Consider the following 22,196-nt stretch of genomic DNA (forward strand, 5'->3'; position numbering starts at 1 on the left):
ACCAAATTTAAGCTATCCGAAAAAATCCGCCATGATATCCTGCCCATAAAAGAAAAACGGTCAGCAGGAAAGAAAGGAGGAAAAACGTCGCCTGAAGGCTCCAGTTGCGTTGACTCGGAACATAGGAAACACCGGCAGCTAAAAATCCGCCGATTAATCCGCCGATATGTCCCGAATTATCTATTCCGGGCACAGTAAACCCGAAAATTAAATTGATGATTATGACCACAATCACGTTCATCCCTATTGTCCGAAAAAACAAACTACGATTTACAAATCCGAAAAATAAAAGAGCGCCGAAACAACCAAATATAGCACCGCTCGCCCCTGCGGACAGATTGGGAGTAAAGACAAAACTGGCAACCGAACCGAGAAAACCGGAAAACAAATAAATCCATAAAAACCGCCATCTTCCGAATATTTTCTCGACCATTGTTCCAAGATAATACAATGCCATCGTATTCATCAGCAAATGCAGAACGCCGATATGAAGAAAAATCGGGGTAAAAAAGCGCCACCACTCCCCATCAAGAATAAGCGGGTTGAACTTAGCGCCAAATCGAATCAACGTATCCGTATTCGTACTCCCGCCGTTTATCTCCAGCAAGAGAAACACGGCGACTTGAACAGCGATAAAAAGGTAGGTGAAAAAAGGGTTGCCATACTCAAGTAAATTTCGATCCTTTTCTTCTTTTTGAACAGCTCCAGTCAAAACAAGCTGTTCAAGGGATTGAACTTCGCTTTCCTCATAAGCATCACGAAAATGCCAGTGTCGAGCTCCATTTTGAAACAGCGTATTCAACTGATCAAATGCTTCTTCTTCATGACCTTGAGCGAACAATATTGGGGTGACGTTTGTTTGAGAAGTCTCGAGCGGAGTATAAGGTGCTTTCAGCAAATGTTCATAATCATCGACCGGTGGGTATTTGGATACATACATACTGACAACATTGAGCCTTCTTCTCATGAAACGCTTGCGGATCTTCTCCCCGTTTGCTGCCGTCAGCTGAATGTCCCTTTGCAGCCAATTGCTCCAGTCAAGTTCACGGCGAAGCAACCGGACAACTGGAGCTCGTTTTATTGCCGTATTTTCCAACCACATCTCCCGGCGGTCATCGGATATTGCCATGAGCTGATAATCTTGTTCCATCAACAAAAAATAAGCAAGGCGCCAAAAAATATAGTCTTCGCGAAAACTCATGAAATCACATTCCTTTGAGCCACTGCGCAAAAAGAGCGCATCTATTATGACTCTACTATAGCGAAGTCACAATCCAATTGTAAAGAATTTTGAAGGATCCATTTTCCATTCATTTATAGCTCGTAACAGGAGTCAGTACACGCATGATTCTGTTTTGGACGCCTGGAATGCGCATGAATAGTTGGACGGCAACCCTTCTAAGAATCATGCTTCCCAGCGCAAGATTGACCAGCCGATAACGATAGCGGTATATAACAACGGCCAGTACTCCGAAGCCGATCCATTTTGTCCAGTTTGTTCTCATATTCATCCCTCCTAGGATTAATTTGCGATACATTGGTCGCAATTATTCCGATTGAAGGAATGATTTCCTCATATAAAGAAAAACAGATTGGCCAGCGCCATTTCGTGAGATTATGAATGGAGCAAATTTCAAAAGCCGGCAACAACTTTTCTTCAGCACGCGCTCATTCAAGATTTCAAGGGATAATATCTCTTAGCGGCAAAGACAAAAAGGAATCATTTAGATCATCATCCATGCCAACAAGCCGCCCAATAAGCTTGAAAGAAAGTTGACGGTTTCATTGTTAAACACAGGATGCCCTTTCTTAAGGATGGTGTTCTTCCCGCAATGAAAACGTTTTTCAGTATGAACCCCGCAATTCGGACATTCATATTCGCTCTGGAAATAAGCACCCAAAAACGTATCGATTACATTTCCGAAAAAGCCTGCTGCGGCGAAACCGATCACGCTTAAAAGGGAGGGCAAATATAGTAAGTATGCAATGACAGCAATCCACGCCGCGCCACCGACAGCCCCCGCTGTTCCCACTAAAGACACCGCACCGGACACACCTTTTTCGACTTGTTTCCATGTTTTTACGGAAATCGGTTTCTTTTTACCGACAATCCCGATTTCTGAAGCCCATGTATCAGCATTGGCCGCAGCAATGGCAGCGATAAAGGCCCAAAGCCATTGTATGTCTCTTTCGAAATGGTAAATGATTAGAAAAAGGACAGCCGGTCCCCCGTTAGCCAATACTTGCTGCCAATCTCGCCTGGATCCTTTCGCCAAACGTTCTTCCGATGGCTCTTTCACTTTCGATTTCCACTTAGACAAGAGGCTTGAAGAGAAAAAGAAAGCACCCAGCACGACGAGCCCTTTCCAATCGGCAGCCCAATAAATCGTCAAACCCGTAATAATGGCCGCGATACCACCTGAAACAGATAAGGCATTTCCATAAACGCCCGCCAAACTAACGAGAACAATCACAGTCATCACGAAACAATCAAATGCTGTCACATTCAATGATCCTTTCTTCCGTGATGATTTTTTGAACAGGAATGTCATGAGATTCCACAGGCAGCTGCGAAACGATTTGACTAGAGAAGGCCAGCGACGCCGTTTGCTTTTTATATAGTTTTAAAAATCGATCATAGTAGCCGCCGCCGAAGCCTAATCGATAGCCATTATTCATAAAAGCAAGGCCCGGTACAAGGAGAAGATCGATATCTGCCGGATCCATTTTTTCCGTTCGTTCCGGATTCGGTTCAAATAACCCGTAATAAACAGTTTCCAACTCCAGAAAAGAAGTTAATGTATGAAACTGGAGCCTTTTTTCATCGGGAAGACATTTAGGAACGGCCACTGTCTTTTTTTGATTCCATGCTTCACGGATCACCTGCCATGTATCCACTTCCGGAGCGATGGAAACCGTTACACCGACGACAGCAGCCTCCTGCCACTCTTTTGTTGAAAACAATGACTTAGAAATACGATAAGAATATTGCTCATATTCTTGTTTAGAAAGAGATGACAACGTATTTTTCATTTTCTTTCTCCATTCCTTCTTGTCCAAAACATCCTCCTCCTTTTAACCGCCTTCGTTCTTCTAATACCTGTCTCTATTAATTATATTAAAAAAACGGAAACAGCCGCAGTCGACATGCACAAAAAAACAGCAGGGAACAGCCTGCTGTTTACTTTGTTTCGCGGTGCAAAGTAACGCGTTTTTCTCTTGGGCAATATTTTTTAAGCTCAAGACGATCAGCATTGTTACGCTTATTTTTCGTAGAAATATAATTACGATCACCGCATTCCGTACATGCTAAAGTGATGTTTACGCGCATTTTTTTCCCTCCAAACCTCAAAGCAAGTCTCGTTTTCCATATGACTTTTCTATAATATCATCTTTTTTTTCGAAATGCTAGTCTGTTTTTCCCGCAGATCCTTCTTGGAATATTGATTTTCCTCATATTCCTGTTCAAACAGCAAGATGGTTCCTCTGCCCGATTCTCCTTCACAAAGGTGAAAGCGAAAGGACAAGATGACAGCATGCCGCCCGAAAACAAATGGATGATAATGAACGGTTCCGTATGGAAGCTCTTCAAACCACTTCATAAATGTTTTTCGTTCATTGACCGGGTAAACGCTTTTCAGCACCGTTCCATTCGTTGCTTCGGCCGATAACATACATCTCTTTTTCTGTTCAAAACTCCAAACCGTTCCGTCTATGGGCGAAAGATAGCCGATTGTTTGGGATTTTTCAGCCATTGGCGACGTTGCCAATACAAAGATGATTTGAATCTCATTATTTTTCGGAGATTTGCTTTCTATGCGAAAATCAAGCTTTTTTCCGTCATAACCGTTATTTTCTTCGATTTCAAAGAAAATGCCGTTATCTATGTTCGAAAATTTCCGACTATTCACCAAACAATAGCAATGAAAATGAGTGCTACCCATGTCATTTTTTACGAGTCGCTGCTTTTTTTTCATCTCTTCACACCCTATTCTTTATTGTTTTATAAAACGGTTCCCTCGTCTTCGATTCTATTAAACGGTCCATATGGACTCATATAGCTTTTTCGTTTTCTTCGCGGCTTCTTCCCAGCTGTATAAGTGTTTTGCCGTATGATAGCCTTGCCGCGCCAGTTTATTCATCATACTTGGATGATTCAATACAGAGACGATTTCTTTCGTTAAACTTTCGGGATTTCCTGCTTCGAAAAGAATCCCGGAATGCTGGTGCTTGATAAACGTCTCGAGTCCTCCGGTGTTGGCGGACACGACCAATTTCTTGGCGGCCATTGCTTCCAAGGCAGCGATGCCAAACGGTTCATAAAGGCTGGGAAAAATCGTAAGCGTACAATGGTTTAATAACGCAATGCGCTCTTCTTCCGTTACATATCCGACAAAATAAACGTTATCTTCCAAACCGCGTTCTTTTACCTGTTGGCGAAACCGTTCCAACAACGGTCCCTTTCCGGCAATGATGAAACAAAGATCAGCCGAGTCCATCATCGGCGCCGCTTCGATGATAGTCTGAAATCCTTTTTCCCATACCATTCTTCCAATTGAAAAGAAATACGTCTTGTCTTTCAGCCATTGAAAGCGTCCACTCAAACACGAAGATGACCATTCTTTATCTTTTTCTGTATCGATGCCGTTGGCAATAACGGATAACGGCGGGTGGTGAGTCAAGATTTGTTGGACTTCTTTTTTCATTGGTGCGCTGCAGACAATCAAGCGGTCGCTCTGCAGCATCAATTCGCATTCCTTTTCATGAATGATTCGCTGTATATCGGACATCCTGTTTCCGCTTCGACCATATTCAGTGGAATGAACCGTTGTGATAAGAGGAAGACCAAAAATTCGTTTGCACGAAAGCGCTGCGCCTGCTACCAGCCAATCATGGGCATGGATGAGATGTATTTCATGATGGGCGAGAATGTCTCCTGCCTTGCGAATCATACAACTATTTAAATCGGCGACCCACTTCAGAAATTGGGGTTCATTTGGATGAAGGGGACCTGATCGGTAAATATGGATGCCGTTTTTTCGTTCATATACGGGCATTCCCTCGCTTTCAGCAGTGATGAGATGAATCTCAACACCTTCGTCTGAAAGCGCCGATGACAACCCCTCCACATGTCTCGCAAGCCCTCCTGCCAAATGCGGAGGAAACTCCCATGAAAACATCAAAACAGCAAGTCGGCAAGAGTTGGTCACAGCTGCAAAACTCCCGGCAAGAAAATGGGCGAAACATTTTTCCAAAAATGACAAAGGACAAAGATTAGAAATTCATTTCCTTCCCGTTTTTCCCTTCTCATCATAAATTCGTATCTCCTTCATATACTTTCGTGAAAGCTTTTGTTTTCCGGATGTCGATTCTTCTGCTCTGTTTATTTCGAGGACCATTTTTCCGATGAATCGGGAAGATTAAGGAGGTTATTCGCAGAGCCCTTTTTTGTATTGCAATAAAAGCTTCCCTTATTTTGTCAATAAAGCAAAAGCACCTCCATTATTCATAATAAGAATAGGTGCTTATATGTCCGCGCCATTTAGGTCGTTGTCTATCCTCGCTGATCACCCCATCTGAAAGTTTTTCAGCCCCTGTTTCGGCACTAGGACAATGAATTTCATTAGAACGAAGAAGAGGAAAAAATTCATGGGTAATGGTCCAAAACCCCAATTCAAAAATGTAAGAATGTCCTGATTGCAATCCTTTTATGATCCAATAATGATGATCTTTCGCTATTTTAAATGTTTGGGCACTAAAAGCATTATTGCCATCGAAACAAATACCCGTTATGTCATACAGCCGCAAATCCCAAATATGTTCGTTAGCTGGTTTTTGATAAAATTCCATCACGGCCGCAACAAATCGCTCATCTATGATCCATGAGCATAGCGCTTTTTGAAACGGAAGAAGAGCCGCCGATAATTCATTCACAAATGGCTTCCAAGTTGTTTGCACCATTTCATCTGCCCTCTCTTGCTTCTTTTTGGTCCTCCGTTGCCATTTCTCGCATTCAGTATATTTTTCGTTATCTTCATGGTATCACCCCTGCCGCTTTTCCACAATAAACGCATTTTGTCAAAATTTGCCGCACCGCTTGTTATCCATTCTGATCGACTGATTTTTTCAAAATAAATTAAGAAAACTCTTTTCTCTGCATAGACCCACCACTTATGGATCATGACGATTCTTTGCACAGGCCCCTTTGCTCTCATCTACCATTCCCTATCGACTCTTTCCCTTTATACACAGATTAAGAGTCCACCAATGTGTTTTCAGGCACCTTTTTTAAATTTCCCTTCGTTTATTAGATACTCTTATTCTACAATGATGTATGGAAGAATTTTGCGGAATATGCTATAACTAACAGTATCTATATCGATTTGGGGTGAAAAGTATGTATGGATTTATCTTGGGATTATTAGCCGCATCGCTCCTTTTATTCATTCTATCTTTCTTCATGAAAAGTCGTTTCAAAACGATGGAACAGCAGCTAGAAGAAATATCGCTTCAATTCCTTCAAGAAAATTACCAGGTGAAAAAGAAGCTGAAAGTTTTAGAAGAGGAACTTTTAATGGGAGATCCCTATTCCGAAGAGAAAAATTCCCGTCAAAAAGTGAACGAAATCATTCGCAATCAAGTGATATCCTTATATTTCCAAGGAAAGAGCATGGATCAAATCGCCAAACAATCTTCCCTTTCTCTCAGCCAAGTCAAACAAATTTTAAAACCCTATCAAAGCAATGAATATAAGAAGGACATGATTTTTTGATGACGGGATGCAAAGAATCCGGATGATTGGAAACGGATTCTGAAAATAAAAAATCGAAAACCCGCAAGACAATAAAAAGCGAGGAATGGAAATGAGCAGAGAAACAGTACGTGCATTCGCTTTTGGATTGCTTTCAGCAGCATTGGCCTTATTTTTATTTGTACAGTTTTTTTATCGACCTGAAGCCAGTATGAGCACTCAAGAGATGATACACGCATTGAAAAAACAGGGGTACACGGTTTCTTCCCCGAAAGAGTCAAGTAATCAGCCGATAAATCGAAAATCATATAGCTCGAAGCGCGAAAAACTGCAGGCGGATACATCTCGCAAGACGAAGAATGAGTCATCTAAAGAAACGAACAATGCCAATCGTTCGTTCCGGTTAACGATATCGCCTGGAACGACGCCAGATCAAATCGCCCAACGTTTGGAACAAGAAAAAATCATCAATAGCGCCAGTCAATTTAGTGAGTACATGAACCAAAACGGCTTTTCCAAAAAACTGCAAATCGGTACGTATTCATTAAACTCGCAAATGACGATGGAGGATATTGCCAACACCATTACAAAGTCAAAATAATCGATTTTAGCCATCAAGTGTTTTTCCGATTTCGATATGATAGACCATATTGTACATAAGAGAAGCTAAGAAAAGAGCTTCTCTCACGCAATCCCATTATGGTTTTGATAATCGAGTAGGAGGGAGCGATTAACTCCCGTCCTCTCACACCACCGTACGTACGGTTCCGTATACGGCGGTTCAATTAAGATAATTGACGCAAGTCTTTATAACTTCCGTGAATAGCTGTTCTCTTTATGCCAGTGGTCACTCCACCCTCCAAGAGGTCTCCCACGGGATTCACCGCTTCCTCCCTCAAGTGAGGTACTACGTTTTCTGTGTTCATCATGACTCACTGAATACCAAGGGCTATTCTCTCTTAATTGTTCGGTCCTTCTTAGTTGTTCTAGACCAACTAATACTATGACCTCTGCTGACTTCTGACGGTTCAGCTACTTATCACTAAGTAGGTTATGAAGAGTACTTCACATATCCGCCAGACCTCCCCGGGTAAGTACATGCACTTTCACACCATCTATCCGCCTCATTTACTCGATATGACCTTCGACAGAAAGAGCTTTGTTTTGTTATGCAAACTCACTCAATCATACCTAGCCTTATATGAGGTTCGTGTTCCTCGGACCGGTGTTTTGCCTCCAGCTTCCTTCAGATTCCGCGTCACCACGGACACCCTTGCTCTTGGCTAACCTCTACTTCTGTCTTCGGGGTTCGGGACTTACACCCTATAGTTCATGTACATGCCGGGCGCACATAAAAAGGCCGAGACGAACATCTCAACTGTTCGTTTCGGCCCTTTTTCGATTATCCTTGGCTATTATCTGAATCGGAGCTTTTGCTCTTCGACTTATCGTTGGATTGGTTGTCCTGTTTTGGCATTTCGTCCACGACGACGTCGGATGTTTGTTTTTGCGCACGTTCTTTCTTTAGTTCGAAATATTTGTCCAAAATTCGACGACCAATACGATAGTTGATTTGCGAGCTTCCGTTTCCTTCATAGACCCACGGCACAACGACGGCAAACGCAACTTCCGGATTGTCATAAGGAGCATAACCAACAAGCGTCAAATTCCAAACCATCGGCAGCTGTTGACCTCTTTTCAAAAATTCTTCGCTTTTTGGTCCATCATATACCCCTTCTGCCGTCCCTGTTTTCCCGGCCGGTTTGTAAGGCGCATCATGAAAAGCGCTGTAAGCCGTTCCCTGCGGATCCTGCATGACTTCTCTAAAGCCCTCTTGTACATGTTGAATCCAAGAGGTTTTAGCATCGATTCTGTTCAGCACCTTTGGTTCAACCGTTTTGATGACCGGACCAATCTTTTTGGAATCTGATACTGGTTCGCGAATTTCTTTTACGATGTGCGGCTCCATTCGATAGCCGCCGTTGGCAATGGTTGAAACATATTGTGCCATTTGCAGAGGCGTATACGTATCAAATTGCCCGATCGCAAGGTCCAAAAGCAAACCAGGACGACCTGGATCGATCTTTCCTTTATAGCCGACTTGTTCATTCGGCAAATCGATACCCGTAGGCACACCTAAGCCAAATTGAGCGTAATGGCTTCTCATGACATTAAAGGCATTCATATCAATTTGAAGGCTTTGATTCGGACGATAGGTTCCTTTTCCGATGGCAATGGCCGTTTTAAACATATAAACGTTTGAAGACCGCTTAAGAGCATATAAATCATTAATGGACATGGCGCCGGTGCGGTTAAACCATGAGCTCTTAGGGGGGGTTCCTCTAAATTTTAAAGGTTCATCCACGAGGTATTGTCCCGGATGAATCGCACCAGTCATATACCCTGTTAATAATGTGGCCCCTTTGACAGCTGACCCCATAGCATAGGAAGTCGTCATATTGCCAAGGGAAAAATCCACAAGTTCAGGTTTACCGGTTTTTTTGTCGATTTCGTATTTTTTTCCGGCCATGGCCAAAATTTCACCGGTATGCGGATCCATCATAGTGACAAAAGCTCGGTCCAAATACCGTCTTCCCGGAATTTCTCTTGACAGTTCTTGGGAAATGATCTCATCCACCGCTTTTTGCAAATCCATATCGATTGTCAGAACAAGATCATCTCCCCGCTTCCCTTTGCTGACAACTTGGGAATCAAGGATGTTGCCGTCTTTGTCTGTTATATTTTTAATTTTTGTTTTTTGTCCGCGCAAAACGTCTTCATACTGATATTCTATGTAGCTTTTGCCAACACGGTCATTACGGCTGTAATCTTTTGATAAATAATAATCAAGCATATCTTGAGGAAGCCCCTCATTAGAAGACGAAATTTTCCCTAGCACCGACTTTAACGTTTCCCCGTAAGCGTAGGAACGGTCCCAGTCAACGGTTGTATCCACACCAGGAAGAGAATCGAGATTCTCGTTAACCAAAGCATATTCCTTCGGTGTCACTCCGTTGTTTTTCACAATCTGCGGCGTCATCGCATATCCAGAATTAAATTTACTATAAATCGCCAATACCTCTAAGTCATGTTTTGTCAAGGAAGCTAAATCCTTTTTGGTGACTCTCTTCAGCTGCAATTGATATAATTGATCGTCAGACAATTGATTGTCTTTATATTTTTTCCATTCTTCTTTCGTAATCTTCTGTTTCGCCTCTTTCGGATGAGTCATGATCCAATAATCTTTTTTATCTCTTTCGGTGACTTTATCCGTATCCATGTGAATCAAAGCAGCCAATTTTTTGGCCGTTTTCAGCATTTCTTTAGGACCGGCATTTTTCGATCTTGTATACGTAATGGCGTATTTGGAGCGGTTTTCCACCACCGGTTGACCATTTCGATCATAGATGATGCCGCGAGGAACGCTTGTATTGGCCGTCACATTCTCCGTGCGTTCAATCTTCCTTTCGTAGTCCTCCCCTTGAACGATTTGTACAACCCCTAACCTAAAAATTAAAATAGAAAACAACACAAAGACAATAAAAAACAACATGTTCACCCGAAAAGGTACATGCGTTCTTTTTGCTCTCTTTGCTTTTTTCAATGGGAACAATCCTCTCTTTACAATAACTCTTTTCTCTTTATCATTTTAAACAAAACCAAGCCATTTTTCTATAAAAAAGAGCATGTAAAATGATAGATGATTTCTTTTAAAACATGGAAAAATCGAATATTAAAACGGAAAACGCCCATTTTGGTGCGTAAATCTACATCTATTAATGTTATGTATGGTGAATTATAGATTAAGATATCGTAATTGGAACAGATCCCTCCTTTTCACGGAATTATTTATTGTATTTTCCATGATGAAATGGAAGGATCCGTCCTTAAGTACGAGCACTGACTATTCGATGCGAATGTTTCGAATACAAAAATAAATCAGCGTATGACCAGCTCCAACGATTAACAACAAGATCGGAATGCTTTTTTGTTCAGGAAAAAAATGAATGGCGAATATAAAGCATAAAATCGAAAAAATACGGCCGGCATTGTTAAACAATTCTCTCACCACAATATACTCGACCCGCATTTCACTTGCTTTCCAAGAACGGCCGATCACATCATAAGTAATCGAAATATACGGAACAAGTAGAAAGGGATACGCGATGGCAATCATGCTTGCATAAATCAAAAGTTTCGGGAACGTGGGATGAAACACAATCAAAAAAAGGGACAAGTATAGGACCACACCTGCAGCCAGTATCACTGGCTTCCGAAATTCCTGTTTGATCAGACGCGAAGCTAAAGAATAGCCAATAAAAGAAATTCCTGAGTTCACCAACCCATAGGTACCTAACGAAAATTCACTTCCCGTCGAAATAAAGACGAAAACGGAAATAACAAATACGAACACGCCTTCCCGCAAACCTTGGAAAAAATGAGCAATCGTAATTCGGTTCCAATTCTGATTCGTTTTCCTCTCCTTCCATATCCTTTTCAAAAAATATTGACCATGAGCCGGCCTTCTTTTCAGCATAAGACTTAAAAGAACAGCGATCGTAAATAAGCCGAGCGACACGGCAAAGATAATGGAATACCCGACAAACGACTCAAACCGTGAAATAATGGATCCGGCTAAAACGGGACCGACCATCCCTCCGGCTGAACTTAACGTTCCGAGAAATCCGTTAAAAAAATCACGGGTTTCTGGTTCCGTAATCTCAAACGTTAAGACATTGTACGCCAGCCAATAAAAACCATATCCCACTCCCAGCAAAGCGCCGAGAATAGCTAAAAATTCATGGGCCCGTTCGCCAAAAAAAAGGACAGATAAATAAAAAAGGGCCAAGAAACTGACTCCCATACGCAAAACCATGATTCGATCGACTTTTTTGGCCCATTTCCCGGCGAGAATAAACGTTAATGGCTGAAAGATGACCACCATTAAATTATAAATCGCCAAATCCATAAACTTTCCGGACTGTTTCCATAAATAAATGTTTACAAATGTGTTGGAAAGCGCCACGCTTAAAGAATAGCATCCGCCGATCGTTAATAAAATCAGCAATTCTTTTGTTAATTCTACATCTCCAAACCATTTTTTGTATTGTTTGTTCATAAAAAACTCCCCTTTGTCTCTCTCCTATCTTTTGAAACAAAGGGGGCTCTTATACAAGAAAAGGCGAATCCCTTTGAAAGGATTCGCCTTTGTCATTATTTTGCAGCGCTGTAGCGTTTTGCTACTTCATCCCAGTTGACTACATTCCAGAATGCTTGGATATAGTCTGGACGACGGTTTTGATAATTCAAATAATAAGCATGTTCCCAAACGTCTAATCCTAAAATAGGAGTTTTACCTTCCATTAATGGAGAATCTTGGTTTGGTGTGCTCGTTACTTCTAATTCACCGTTGTTCACTACGAGCCAAGCCCAGCCGGAACCAAAACGGTTTGCTGCTGCAGCAGAAAATTCTTCTTTAAATTTCTCAAAGCTTCCAAATTTTTGGTTGATAGCATCTGCCAATTCGCCTGAAGGAGCACCGCCGCCGCTTGGAGAAAGAATCGTCCAGAAAAGAGAATGGTTAGCATGTCCACCGCCGTTATTGCGAACAGCCGTACGTACATTTTCTGGAACGGCATCTAGGTTAGAAATCACTTCTTCAACAGATTTGCTGAGAAGTTCATCATTTCCTTTCAATGCATCGTTTAATTTTGTCACATAAGTGTTATGGTGTTTCGTATGATGAATTTCCATTGTTTTCGCGTCAATGTGTGGTTCTAAAGCGTCATAAGCATAAGGCAATTTTGGAAGTTCAAAAGCCATGATTAATTCCTCCCTATGTAATCCATTTTTAAATTTTGAATCATGTGATTCAACCGTTTCCAATTATTACATTACCAAAGATAGTGTGGACTTTCAATTTTTTTGCTTTTATTTGCATAAAATTTGTGTTGGCCATTACCCATAAAAAATATGGCAAGCACTTGCCAAAATGGAATGTACCCGCCCCCTATTTGTCCTTTTTCCTTTTCATCTAAGCTGGATTGTTTTGTTGAAATTCTTTCTTCGCGAAAGGACCAATGATAGGATTCCCAATACTCGCCTGAATTAAAACTGCGATTTTTTTTGACAAAAAAAACCGCAACGATCTTGCGGCTAAACAAAGTCTATGGACCCTGCAGGACTCGAACCTGCGACCGGACGGTTATGAGCCGTCTGCTCTAACCAGCTGAGCTAAGGGTCCTCCTCATTTCACCCCACAATATAACACCCTGATGATCGATCTGTCAATGACATCAATGAATCTGCCAGAAGAAATACACGATCATGGCGATCTGAATGATACCTTTTGTCAATACGGACGCAAAAAAGGCCACAACAGAACCAAGAGCAATTCTCACCGCTTGAGAAAAAGAAGTCCGATGAAATACCCATTCTCCAATCAACGCGCCAAGAAACGGTCCGATCACGATACCGAAAACCGGAATGACAAAAGGCCCGAGAATAAGCCCAATTGTGCTTCCCCAAATTCCTGCTTTGGAACCGCCAACCTTTTGGACCCCGAAGTAATTGACCATATAATCTGAAAGAAACAGCAAAACGACCAAAATCCCTTGAACCGTCCAAAATACCCAGCTAAACGGTTCAAATGAAAAAAACAGTCCATACAGCAAGAAAGCGCCCATCAAAAATAGCACTCCTGGTATGACCGGATAAATGAGTCCGATAAAGGCAATGATGATGCAAATCCATATAAGGATCCAAAAAAGAATCGACAAAAAAGTCTCCTCCCTTTTTTTGCTTTCGACCATTCTCATTTCATGTCTTTACAGAAAGTTTTATGCCCCCAATAAAACATACATGAGAGAAAGATCATTATGCTTTATTTATTGTAGCGGAAAACGACGATACTTCAAAACCTTTTCACCGATCAACAAAAAAAAACACGCACATTTTAAAGAGAAAACATAAAGAAAATATTCGTGGTTTCAGAAAAACATTCTTTCTATCCCTTCATAAAAAGAACAAAGCGGTCATAAGGTATACTACGGAGGGACAAATATGAAAAGATTAGGAATGTTACTCGCTCTTGTTGTCGTCATTATAGCCATAGGATATGATCTAAAAATTGGAACTCTTCCGTCAAACCAACCAAAAACCAGCCCATTTTCATTATCAGCACCTGCCGCCCATTCATCCATTCCTTATAAGGAAATCAAAATCCACTCGGGAGATACGGTTCTGTCGGTCGCTGAACGAATTCAACAGGGAACTTTGCCGGTATCGATTGACGAAGTCATCCATGACTTCGAAACATTAAACAACGGTCTGAAACCGGAGGACATTATGGTTGGAAGAACGTATAAATTCCCCGTATATGAGTGAACTTAAGTTTATTTATTGCTATTTCAACAAAGACTGGTACAATTATTTAATGAAAAGAGCTTATTAATTTAATGATATCAAAAGGAGAGAATCCACTTGGGTGAAATTATACATCGTTCAAAAACGCGGCCGGTAAAAGTGGGAAATTTAACGATTGGCGGTAGCAATGAATTGATTATTCAAAGCATGACCACCACGAAAACGCATGATGTAGAAGCGACAGTACGGCAAATTCATCAATTGGAAGAAGCCGGCTGCCAAATTGTTCGTGTTGCATGTCCGGATGAACGAGCAGCAAATGCGATCCCCGAGATAAAGAAAAGAATCCATATCCCATTAGTAGCGGATATTCATTTTGACTATAGATTAGCTTTAAAAGCCATTGAAGGCGGAGCAGACAAGATTCGGATTAATCCCGGCAATATCGGGAAACGGGAAAAAGTAGAAGCGGTTGTCAAAGCAGCCAAAGAAAGAGGGATCCCGATCCGAATCGGCGTCAACGCAGGAAGTCTTGAGAAAAAAATTCTTGAAAAGTACGGATATCCGACCGCTGATGGAATGGTGGAAAGTGCACTGCACCATATTCGCATTTTAGAAGACCTCGACTTTCACGATATCATCGTGTCTTTAAAAGCTTCTGATGTCAATTTAGCGATCGAAGCATATGAAAAGGCTGCAAGAACGTTTGATTATCCGCTTCACCTAGGAATTACGGAATCCGGAACACTTTTTGCCGGCACCGTCAAAAGCGCAGCTGGATTAGGAGCCATTCTTAGCAAAGGCATCGGAAACACCTTGCGTGTTTCTTTAAGCGCCGATCCTGTTGAAGAAGTAAAGGTTGCCCGGGAATTATTAAAAGTATTTGGTCTTTCTTCCAATGCGGCGACATTAATTTCCTGCCCGACATGCGGCCGAATTGAAATTGATTTAATCAGCATTGCAAACGAAATCGAGGAATATATTCAAAAAATTAAAGCCCCGATTAAAGTGGCCGTTCTTGGATGCGCCGTCAATGGTCCTGGTGAAGCAAGAGAAGCAGATATAGGCATCGCGGGAGCACGCGGTGAAGGACTGCTGTTCCGAAAAGGAAAAATCGTGCGAAAAGTACCTGAAGAAACGATGGTTGAAGAGTTGAAAAAAGAAATCGATGCCATTGCAGAAGAATATTATCAAAAACAAAAGCAAGAACAAAATGCATAAAAAGAGGTCGGCTTAAGCCAGCCTCTTTTTTTCTGTAAAATGCTAAAAGAACGGAAGGACAAAAAGTCCCATCACGACTGCAACAGCTCCAATGCCGATCGCCCATATTCCAAGCGACTCCGCCCCTCTTCTTCTGGCCATGAAACCGACGATGATGCCGGCAACCCCAAATAAAATAGGCATGGTAAACAGAGAAATAATGGAAAGCACCAGCGCGGCGATGCCGATATAATTTCCGGAGTTTTCCTCATCGTCATCCCGTTCACGTTCATGAACTGTATGATCCTCTCGATCATCTATTACAGGTGCGGCAATTTCTGCAGCCGTTTCCTCTTTATGATCCGTATTTTTATATTCGTTTTCTTCTGTACCTTGTTTTTCTTCGTCCAATGCAATCCCCCGCTTTTCATACGGAATATGGATGCTCATTTGAGGTTCCTTGTTACAGGAACATTTATAATATTACCGAACAGGCATCTCATTACTTCCGTGAATGGTTGGTGCTTTTGGTAAAAAACTTGAAGGAAAGACATTTTAATCAATATCACCTTTCCTGCCCTTTCGGTTTGAAAAACCTTTTGTATCTTATAAAAATAAAGTATGATACACTTTTATTTGCAACGGATTACCGTAAAAGCGACAACAGAAAAAAGCAGGATGAATCAAAGGAGCAGAGAGAAATGAAACAAAAACGGTTTGGCATAGATATCGATGGTACAGTAACATCCCCTGACAGTTTAATTCCTTTTATCAACCAAGACTTCCAATTAAACATCACTTTAAAAGATATTACAAAATATGATTTAACAGAAGCATTAAATATCCCGGAAGACATTTTTAACAAATGGTACACGGAAAAAGAACCGCTCATATATAAACTTTCCCCGATTGCAGAAGGAGCAAAAGAAGTATTAACAGAATGGAAAAAACGTTTTCAGCTGTTCTTTATCAGCGCAAGAGGCGATCATGCGTTCGATATTACAAAAAAATGGTTTGAAGAGAACGACATCCTCTATGATCACATTGAATTGATCGGAACTCACCACAAAATTGAAGCCGCCAAAAAACATGAAGTGGATATATTTTTTGAGGATAAGCATGACAATGCTGTTTCAATCCATAAAGAATTGGATATTCCAGTTATTTTGTTCAATACCCCTTACAACCAGGAGCCAGTCCCTAAAGGAGTGATGCGGGTCGACTCATGGAAAGAAGCAAATGATATTGTAAAACGATTATTTTAACAGTGAGTACGTACAAACCCATCAAAAAAACGGCGAAGAATAAGGAAAAAATCCTTATTTTTCGCCGTTTCTGCATTCTGGACATGTTCCATACACTTCAAATTTATGATCTGCGATTTCATATCCGTCCAAATTTTCTTGAATCGAATTCATCGGGCAAATATGAATTTCCTTTGTTTTTCCGCAAGATAGACAAATAAAATGGTGATGATGCTCCATGGCAGAACAAGAAAACCGAAACAATTTTTCTCCGTTTAGTTCCGTATCTTCTAATATTCCGATTTTGACAAATAAAGCCAAGTTCCGGTAAATCGTGTCAAAGCTGACGCCCGGATAACGTCCTTTCATCATCTCCAGCACTTCTTTGGCCGATAAATACTTATCGTGCTTGGCAAATAATGCAAGCAAATCCTCCCTTTTATCCGTATGTTTAAATCCTTTTTCTTTCAAAATCGAAATGGCTTCTGCTACTTCCATACATTGCACCCCCACTGTGTCATTTTCCGTATGCTGCCGAGCTCATGGACAAAATAAATAACCGTTCTAATGCCAGAAAAAACTATGAATATTTTCAAACCTATATGCTTAACGAATTTTATTTGATTTTAATCATCGCTTTCAGGGCGATTTTCATTCTCATTTTTCAGAATGATTCCGATTTATAGATAAGTGAAGTATACATGAAAAACGCCAATAAGTAAACGAAAATGAAAATTCTCCGTTCCATTCCCTTTTTATAGACACAATTTTCAAGTTGACGCATATAGTGAATCAGGGAGTGATGGGCGTTGAAATTTATTCAAACGATGATCAATCATAAAATCAGCACCATGACGGGAACAGAACTTTATAAATGGGGAAAACAGTTCAAAATTTCGATCACGAAAGAACAAGCAGATGCGATTGCGGCGCATTTGCGCGGAAAAAAAATCGACTTGTTTGATGATAAGCAGCGGACTCAGCTAATCAAGGAAATCGCTAAAATCATCGGACCGAAAAAAGCAAAAGAAATCAATGAGCTGTTTATATTGTTTATGAACTCAGAATGACGGTGATGAAAACAGCAAAGATAAAGGCGAAAAACTCCTGGCCCTTTTCCTTGCCTTTATATTCCCCGCTTGCGGCTTATCGAAAAGGGCTTTGGAGTTCTCTGTTCTCTAATCAGCTTTCTGCAATTTTTTGCAGAAGATTCTCATCGAACTTTTGGCTACGGATCATTTCGATTTCAAATTTATACGGTGGTTTTTTGTTTTTCTTATCTTCCCCTACATACGGCGTTTCCAAAATTTTTGGCACATCTTCTAATTGTGGATGATAAATTATATAATGAAGAGCTTTGAAGCCTATATGACCAAAGCCAATATTTTCATGGCGGTCTTTACGGGACCCTCTTTCATTTTTGCTGTCGTTCACATGCAGCACCTTTAAACGATCAATGCCGATGATTCGGTCAAATTCCTCAAGCACTCCATCGAAATCTTCGACAATCGGATATCCTGCATCGTGTGTATGACACGTATCAAAGCATACGGAAAGCTTGTCATTATGAACCACACCATCGATGATCATCGCCAATTCTTCAAATGTCCTTCCGCATTCCGAACCTTTTCCAGCCATCGTCTCCAACGCAATTTGTACATTTTGCTCACGAGTCAATACTTCGTTTAGACCTTCAATAATTTTTTTAATGCCGACTTCCGGTCCTTCTCCGACATGGGCGCCGGGATGGAGAACAATTTGTTTAGCTCCGATCGCTTCTGTTCTTTCAATTTCGCTGCGCAAAAAGTCAACACCTAATTGAAACGTATCCGGGTTTTTGGCATTACCGATATTAATAATATAAGGTGCATGGACGATAATTTCCGTAATTCCATGTTCCTCCATATGCTTGCGGCCCGCTTCTATATTTAAATCTTCTATTTTCTTGCGTCTCGTATTTTGCGGTGCACCGGTATAAATCATAAACGTGTTCGCCCCATAGGAAACAGCTTCCTCGCTCGCCGCTAAAAGCATTTTTTTCCCGCTCATTGAAACATGAGACCCTATTTTCAACATCCGTTTCAGCTCCCTTTTCCTTATCCTTTAAATGCAGCGGTTCACCAATGGTGTTGCTGCTTTCGTGTCATCGAACAAAAGGTTTATTTCTTTTTCGCTTTCAATCGTTTTTCTCTTCGCTTTAATTTTTCTATTTCCTGTCTGATTTTTTTCTTATAACCCGGCTTCACTTTTTTAGGCTTGCGTACGAGGGCTTTCGCTTTTAATTCTGTTTCATCCGCCATCTTCTCCCGGTTTTTCCTTCTGTTCCGATCCGGAATTTCTATAATGGCGTCCTTTTGAATATCACGATGCAAGAAGCGAATTCCTCTTTTCTCCAAACGATTTAAAATATCTTCATCGCTCGGTGTATAAATCGAAGCACATATTCCTGAAAAACCCGCCCGACCGGTCCGTCCTGAACGGTGAATATAAAAATCGAGATCTTGCGGCAATTCGTAATTTATTACATGGCTGACTCCCTCAATATCAATACCCCTAGCAGCCAAATCTGTGGCCACTATATATTGAAACTCAAGGTCGCGGATTTGTTTCATCATTTTCTTTCTTTCGCGGGGAGTTAAATCGCCATGAATTCTTCCCGTTTTTAATCCTTTTGCTGCTAACGCATCTGCCACTTCATCTGCCATTTGTTTCGTATTGGTAAAAACCAAAGCCAGATAGGGGTTAAAGGCAATCAGCAGCTGATAAAGCAAGTCGATTTTTTCCCGACTTTTCAGAGGGACTAGAATATGTTCGATTGTCTCTGCCGACGCTTTTTTAGGCTGTACTTGAACGTATTCCGGGTTTTCCATATATTTTTTTATAAAAGGCTTTAATTTTTCCGGAATGGTTGCAGAAAAAACAAGCATTTGCAAATCTTTGTCCATTCGGCTGGCAATTTGGTCCACTTCCACTATAAACCCCATGTCCAACATTAAATCCGCTTCATCCACCACAAGAATTTGAGCTTTATAAACGGATAAAGCCTGCTCTGTAATCAAATCACGAATCCTTCCAGGTGTACCAACCACAAGATGCGGCTGTTTTTTTAACTTTTCCATATCTTTTTGTTTATCCGTTCCGCCTATTAGGCAACGGGCGGTGATCGTCTTCTCAGAAAACTTCGTAATCGATACTATTTCTTGGTGAATTTGACTGGCCAATTCTCTCGTCGGAGCCGTTATGACAGCTTGCACCTCTTGTTTTTCCGGATCTATTTTTTCTAAAATCGGCAGCAAATAAGAGTGCGTTTTCCCCGTCCCCGTTTGCGACTGGCCGACCGCACTCTCCCCTTTCAAGATCAAAGGGATCATTTTTTCCTGTATTTCTGTAGGTTGATAAAATCCTAATTCTTCAATTGCTTTATTAAGAAAAGGCTGAAATCCAAATTTCTTAAATTGATGGTTGATCATTTAAGCCACTCCTTGAAGGTCATTTCCATTGCCACATTATATAATAATCAATCCAATAAATCATCTTTTCTTTCTATTTTTCGGATTATAAACTCCTCATTTTTCTCTCCGCCCTCATCTTTTCTGTATGATTGAGTCAAAATTCGATTTTCATCGCTTCTTCTTTAACCAAAAACCTTTTCCCGCTTTTCAGCCTGTTTATGTGCCTTCGCTTTTTTTCTTTTATCAAGAGGTTGATGCCAAGAGTTCATACTTCATTTCTTTTACCAATCCGTTTTCGCCGTAACTGTTTGAGAAATGTCAACTTGTTCTTCATTGGAAAAGAGCTCGCTGACAAGATGTTTCACTTTATATCTTCCTTGCATATTCTATAAAAGAGTGTAATCGTATCAGAAAGGAGGAACGTACATGCCCCCTAGACAAATGCCCCCTGTACAAAGAGGTTTCAATCTTTTTCGCGGACCGCAGCCAACGCAGCCTTTTCAATCTTTTCCACCTTTTGCCGGATCCCCTGTGAGCAGACCTGCCCGCGGTGGGGGATTATTGTCGCGACTTTTGAATCGATCGGGACGAATGGGCAACACCGCTTTTCCCGGGATGACCGGTTTCGAACGCCCCGCTTCCTTGATCGGCCAGTCCCCTGTCCAAAATCTTGCTTCCCCTGGAACACTGAATAAATTTTTAGCAAACACCCAGCAAGTTTTAAATACTGCTCAGCAAATCGGGCCTATGATCCAGCAATACGGGCCTATGGTGAGAAATTTGCCGGCTATGTGGAGGCTTTACAAAGGATTTAAAAATGCTACCGCCGAAGAAGATGCAGATGCAGACGCAGACGCAGATACAGAATCCGATTCACCGGATGAAGACAGTCATGAAGAGGAAAAAAACGCCGAAAAAAAGGACAGCGCAAAAAAAGCATCCAGCTCTTCTCATCAGACAAAAAGATCACGCATCCAAAAAAGCAAAAAAGCATCGTCCGCCAAAGCGGAGAAAAGAAGCGGCGAATCCGTTCCTAAACTCTATATTTAACAAGGCTATTCTTATTTTACAATAACGGACCCAAACAATCTTTCTTTGTCTTCTTTTGTATCCTCCTATATAATAAAAATCGTAAGGACCCGAATTCTATTATTGTACAGGGGGATTTTAGCGCATGGAAGTCATTAAAATATCACCTCGCGGTTATTGCTACGGCGTTGTAGATGCCATGGTCATCGCCCGCAATGCCGCTTTAGATAAAACCCTTCCCCGCCCCATTCATATTTTAGGCATGATTGTTCATAATCAGCATGTCACAGAGGCGTTTGAAAAAGAAGGGATCATTACATTAGACGGAAAAAACCGCAAAGAAATTTTGCAAAAAGTCGATAAAGGAACGGTTATTTTTACCGCCCATGGCGTCTCGCCGGAAGTCAGAAAGCTGGCCAAAGAAAAAGGACTGGTGACAATTGACGCTACCTGTCCGGATGTCACAAAGACCCATGAATTAATCCGCGAAAAAAAAGAACAAGGATATGATGTCATCTATATCGGCAAAAAAGGGCATCCCGAGCCGGAAGGAGCAGTTGGGGTGGCGCCCGACATTGTACATTTGGTGGAAACGCCGGAAGATGTTGAGAATTTGTCCATCCAAAATGATAAAGTGATCGTGACCAACCAAACGACCATGAGCCAATGGGATGTCGCTCACATTATGGACAAAGTGAAAGAAAAATATCCACAAGCGGAAACTCATAAAGAAATATGCCTTGCCACTCAAGTGCGCCAAGAAGCGGTTGCTGAACAGGCAAAAGAAGCGGATGTTTTGATTGTGGTTGGAGATCCTAAGAGCAACAATTCCAACCGTCTAGCCCAAGTGTCTGAAGAAATTGCAGGAACAAAAGCTTACCGCGTTTCCGATATTACCGAGATTGAAATCGATTGGATTAAAGACGTGAAAAAAGTGGCTGTTACCGCAGGAGCTTCCACACCGACGCCGATCGTAAGAGAAGTGATTGAATTTTTGGAAGCCTTTGATCCAAATGACGAAACGACTTGGGTCCGCGAAAAGAAAGTTCCGCTTGAAAAGATCTTGCCTAAAATTAAACATCCAAAAAAACCGGCAAAAGGCTGATCCACAGCCTTTGCCGGTTTTTTATTCCCCACAAAATGAGGCATCGTCAA

The 22,196-nt window shown here is 41.4% G+C and carries 24 protein-coding genes and 1 tRNA gene; 8 read left to right on the plus strand and 17 right to left on the minus strand.

Annotation, left to right across the window (positions count from 1 at the left end):
• Nucleotides 1-7: 7 nt before the first annotated feature.
• The 8 genes from NST12_RS10890 to NST12_RS10925 form a co-directional block, all read right to left on the minus strand.
• A complete protein-coding gene (locus NST12_RS10890; protein ID WP_341101211.1) occupies nt 8-1,201 on the minus strand; it encodes a rhomboid family intramembrane serine protease in 1,194 nt (397 codons plus the stop codon).
• A 109-nt stretch (nt 1,202-1,310) separates the two neighbouring features.
• On the minus strand, nt 1,311-1,505 hold the full coding sequence (locus NST12_RS10895; protein WP_003355350.1) for a hypothetical protein: 195 nt from the start codon (nt 1,503-1,505) through the stop codon (nt 1,311-1,313).
• A gap of 219 nt (nt 1,506-1,724) precedes the next feature.
• Nucleotides 1,725-2,504, minus strand: a complete 780-nt coding sequence (locus tag NST12_RS10900; protein WP_003355351.1) for a DUF92 domain-containing protein — start codon at nt 2,502-2,504, stop codon at nt 1,725-1,727.
• The gene (locus NST12_RS10905) at nt 2,491-3,060 is read right to left on the minus strand and encodes a 5-formyltetrahydrofolate cyclo-ligase (protein WP_081473110.1); all 570 of its coding nucleotides are present in this window, start codon (nt 3,058-3,060) and stop codon (nt 2,491-2,493) included. The genes NST12_RS10900 and NST12_RS10905 overlap by 14 nt, the downstream gene beginning before the upstream one ends.
• Before the next feature lie 121 nt (nt 3,061-3,181).
• On the minus strand, nt 3,182-3,331 hold the full coding sequence (rpmG, locus tag NST12_RS10910; RefSeq protein ID WP_003355353.1) for a 50S ribosomal protein L33: 150 nt from the start codon (nt 3,329-3,331) through the stop codon (nt 3,182-3,184).
• Between the two features lie 49 nt (nt 3,332-3,380).
• Entirely contained in the window at nt 3,381-3,977 is a 597-nt protein-coding gene (locus NST12_RS10915; protein WP_341101213.1) for a hypothetical protein, read from the minus strand.
• Between the two features lie 57 nt (nt 3,978-4,034).
• Entirely contained in the window at nt 4,035-5,153 is a 1,119-nt protein-coding gene (locus NST12_RS10920; RefSeq protein WP_341101215.1) for a glycosyltransferase family 4 protein, read from the minus strand.
• Nucleotides 5,154-5,502: 349 nt separating this feature from the next.
• Nucleotides 5,503-5,961, minus strand: coding sequence for a DUF4912 domain-containing protein (locus NST12_RS10925; protein ID WP_327796972.1), 459 nt, complete (start codon nt 5,959-5,961; stop codon nt 5,503-5,505).
• Between the two features lie 436 nt (nt 5,962-6,397).
• On the opposite strand from NST12_RS10925, the gene NST12_RS10930 reads away from it, so the two are divergent.
• Complete coding sequence (locus NST12_RS10930) at nt 6,398-6,772, plus strand: helix-turn-helix domain-containing protein (protein ID WP_003355360.1); 375 nt, start codon at nt 6,398-6,400, stop codon at nt 6,770-6,772.
• A gap of 91 nt (nt 6,773-6,863) precedes the next feature.
• Nucleotides 6,864-7,352 carry an endolytic transglycosylase MltG gene (locus tag NST12_RS10935; protein WP_048623690.1) on the plus strand — a complete coding sequence of 163 codons (489 nt, stop codon included), beginning with the start codon at nt 6,864-6,866 and terminating at the stop codon, nt 7,350-7,352.
• An 801-nt stretch (nt 7,353-8,153) separates the two neighbouring features.
• Here the strand turns inward: NST12_RS10935 and NST12_RS10940 are convergent.
• From NST12_RS10940 to NST12_RS10960, 5 genes are all read right to left on the minus strand, one after another.
• Nucleotides 8,154-10,304, minus strand: a complete 2,151-nt coding sequence (locus tag NST12_RS10940) for a peptidoglycan D,D-transpeptidase FtsI family protein (RefSeq protein ID WP_341102210.1) — start codon at nt 10,302-10,304, stop codon at nt 8,154-8,156.
• Between the two features lie 351 nt (nt 10,305-10,655).
• A complete protein-coding gene (locus tag NST12_RS10945; RefSeq protein WP_341101217.1) occupies nt 10,656-11,870 on the minus strand; it encodes an MFS transporter in 1,215 nt (404 codons plus the stop codon).
• 95 nt (nt 11,871-11,965) lie between these two features.
• A complete protein-coding gene (sodA, locus tag NST12_RS10950) occupies nt 11,966-12,574 on the minus strand; it encodes a superoxide dismutase SodA (RefSeq protein WP_341101219.1) in 609 nt (202 codons plus the stop codon).
• 347 nt (nt 12,575-12,921) lie between these two features.
• A tRNA-Ile gene (locus NST12_RS10955) sits at nt 12,922-12,995 on the minus strand.
• Between the two features lie 52 nt (nt 12,996-13,047).
• Nucleotides 13,048-13,530 (minus strand): DUF456 domain-containing protein, encoded by a 483-nt coding sequence (locus tag NST12_RS10960; RefSeq protein WP_003355366.1) that lies wholly within the window; start codon nt 13,528-13,530, stop codon nt 13,048-13,050.
• 283 nt (nt 13,531-13,813) lie between these two features.
• Here NST12_RS10960 and NST12_RS10965 point away from each other — a divergent pair, with 283 nt between their 5' ends.
• Together NST12_RS10965 and ispG are read left to right on the plus strand one after the other, a co-directional pair.
• Nucleotides 13,814-14,137: a hypothetical protein gene (locus NST12_RS10965; RefSeq protein WP_327796970.1), complete on the plus strand. Its 324-nt coding sequence runs from the start codon at nt 13,814-13,816 to the stop codon at nt 14,135-14,137.
• A 105-nt stretch (nt 14,138-14,242) separates the two neighbouring features.
• Entirely contained in the window at nt 14,243-15,337 is a 1,095-nt protein-coding gene (gene ispG, locus NST12_RS10970) for a flavodoxin-dependent (E)-4-hydroxy-3-methylbut-2-enyl-diphosphate synthase (protein ID WP_390895381.1), read from the plus strand.
• Nucleotides 15,338-15,379: 42 nt separating this feature from the next.
• On the opposite strand, the gene NST12_RS10975 is transcribed toward ispG, so the two are convergent.
• Nucleotides 15,380-15,766 carry a DUF4190 domain-containing protein gene (locus NST12_RS10975; RefSeq protein ID WP_328202162.1) on the minus strand — a complete coding sequence of 129 codons (387 nt, stop codon included), beginning with the start codon at nt 15,764-15,766 and terminating at the stop codon, nt 15,380-15,382.
• Nucleotides 15,767-16,017: 251 nt separating this feature from the next.
• Here NST12_RS10975 and NST12_RS10980 point away from each other — a divergent pair, with 251 nt between their 5' ends.
• Entirely contained in the window at nt 16,018-16,581 is a 564-nt protein-coding gene (locus NST12_RS10980; protein WP_327803987.1) for a 5' nucleotidase, NT5C type, read from the plus strand.
• Nucleotides 16,582-16,635: 54 nt separating this feature from the next.
• Here NST12_RS10980 and NST12_RS10985 read toward each other — a convergent pair whose 3' ends face one another.
• Complete coding sequence (locus NST12_RS10985) at nt 16,636-17,058, minus strand: Fur family transcriptional regulator (protein ID WP_003355372.1); 423 nt, start codon at nt 17,056-17,058, stop codon at nt 16,636-16,638.
• A gap of 311 nt (nt 17,059-17,369) precedes the next feature.
• Between NST12_RS10985 and NST12_RS10990 the strand changes: the two genes are divergently transcribed.
• Nucleotides 17,370-17,630, plus strand: a complete 261-nt coding sequence (locus tag NST12_RS10990; protein WP_003355373.1) for a DUF2624 domain-containing protein — start codon at nt 17,370-17,372, stop codon at nt 17,628-17,630.
• 112 nt (nt 17,631-17,742) lie between these two features.
• On the opposite strand, the gene NST12_RS10995 is transcribed toward NST12_RS10990, so the two are convergent.
• The gene (locus NST12_RS10995) at nt 17,743-18,636 is read right to left on the minus strand and encodes a deoxyribonuclease IV (protein WP_003355374.1); all 894 of its coding nucleotides are present in this window, start codon (nt 18,634-18,636) and stop codon (nt 17,743-17,745) included.
• 83 nt (nt 18,637-18,719) lie between these two features.
• Complete coding sequence (locus NST12_RS11000) at nt 18,720-20,030, minus strand: DEAD/DEAH box helicase (protein WP_048623695.1); 1,311 nt, start codon at nt 20,028-20,030, stop codon at nt 18,720-18,722.
• 408 nt (nt 20,031-20,438) lie between these two features.
• Between NST12_RS11000 and vrrA the strand changes: the two genes are divergently transcribed.
• Together vrrA and NST12_RS11010 are read left to right on the plus strand one after the other, a co-directional pair.
• Nucleotides 20,439-21,062 (plus strand): VrrA/YqfQ family protein, encoded by a 624-nt coding sequence (gene vrrA / locus NST12_RS11005; protein WP_341101221.1) that lies wholly within the window; start codon nt 20,439-20,441, stop codon nt 21,060-21,062.
• A 124-nt stretch (nt 21,063-21,186) separates the two neighbouring features.
• On the plus strand, nt 21,187-22,146 hold the full coding sequence (locus tag NST12_RS11010; protein WP_270584032.1) for a 4-hydroxy-3-methylbut-2-enyl diphosphate reductase: 960 nt from the start codon (nt 21,187-21,189) through the stop codon (nt 22,144-22,146).
• Nucleotides 22,147-22,196 lie beyond the last annotated feature (50 nt).

Origin of the sequence: Bacillus sp. FSL W8-1127 (assembly GCF_038006725.1) — a bacterium.
GTDB lineage: Bacteria > Bacillota > Bacilli > Bacillales > DSM-4216 > Bacillus_O > Bacillus_O smithii.

Excerpts from the sequence above, each read along its gene's own strand:
- NST12_RS10890 (WP_341101211.1), bottom strand. The coding sequence starts at position 1,201 with ATGAGTTTTCGCGAAGACTATATTTTTTGGCGCCTTGCTTATTTTTTG.
- NST12_RS10895 (WP_003355350.1), bottom strand. The coding sequence starts at position 1,505 with ATGAGAACAAACTGGACAAAATGGATCGGCTTCGGAGTACTGGCCGTT.
- rpmG (WP_003355353.1), bottom strand. The coding sequence starts at position 3,331 with ATGCGCGTAAACATCACTTTAGCATGTACGGAATGCGGTGATCGTAAT.
- NST12_RS10915 (WP_341101213.1), bottom strand. The coding sequence starts at position 3,977 with ATGAAAAAAAAGCAGCGACTCGTAAAAAATGACATGGGTAGCACTCAT.
- NST12_RS10925 (WP_327796972.1), bottom strand. The coding sequence starts at position 5,961 with ATGGTGCAAACAACTTGGAAGCCATTTGTGAATGAATTATCGGCGGCT.
- NST12_RS10930 (WP_003355360.1), top strand. The coding sequence starts at position 6,398 with ATGTATGGATTTATCTTGGGATTATTAGCCGCATCGCTCCTTTTATTC.
- NST12_RS10935 (WP_048623690.1), top strand. The coding sequence starts at position 6,864 with ATGAGCAGAGAAACAGTACGTGCATTCGCTTTTGGATTGCTTTCAGCA.
- NST12_RS10940 (WP_341102210.1), bottom strand. The coding sequence starts at position 10,304 with ATGTTGTTTTTTATTGTCTTTGTGTTGTTTTCTATTTTAATTTTTAGG.
- NST12_RS10945 (WP_341101217.1), bottom strand. The coding sequence starts at position 11,870 with ATGAACAAACAATACAAAAAATGGTTTGGAGATGTAGAATTAACAAAA.
- sodA (WP_341101219.1), bottom strand. The coding sequence starts at position 12,574 with ATGGCTTTTGAACTTCCAAAATTGCCTTATGCTTATGACGCTTTAGAA.
- NST12_RS10965 (WP_327796970.1), top strand. The coding sequence starts at position 13,814 with ATGAAAAGATTAGGAATGTTACTCGCTCTTGTTGTCGTCATTATAGCC.
- NST12_RS10975 (WP_328202162.1), bottom strand. The coding sequence starts at position 15,766 with ATGAGCATCCATATTCCGTATGAAAAGCGGGGGATTGCATTGGACGAA.
- NST12_RS10980 (WP_327803987.1), top strand. The coding sequence starts at position 16,018 with ATGAAACAAAAACGGTTTGGCATAGATATCGATGGTACAGTAACATCC.
- NST12_RS10985 (WP_003355372.1), bottom strand. The coding sequence starts at position 17,058 with ATGGAAGTAGCAGAAGCCATTTCGATTTTGAAAGAAAAAGGATTTAAA.
- NST12_RS10995 (WP_003355374.1), bottom strand. The coding sequence starts at position 18,636 with ATGTTGAAAATAGGGTCTCATGTTTCAATGAGCGGGAAAAAAATGCTT.
- NST12_RS11000 (WP_048623695.1), bottom strand. The coding sequence starts at position 20,030 with ATGATCAACCATCAATTTAAGAAATTTGGATTTCAGCCTTTTCTTAAT.
- vrrA (WP_341101221.1), top strand. The coding sequence starts at position 20,439 with ATGCCCCCTAGACAAATGCCCCCTGTACAAAGAGGTTTCAATCTTTTT.
- NST12_RS11010 (WP_270584032.1), top strand. The coding sequence starts at position 21,187 with ATGGAAGTCATTAAAATATCACCTCGCGGTTATTGCTACGGCGTTGTA.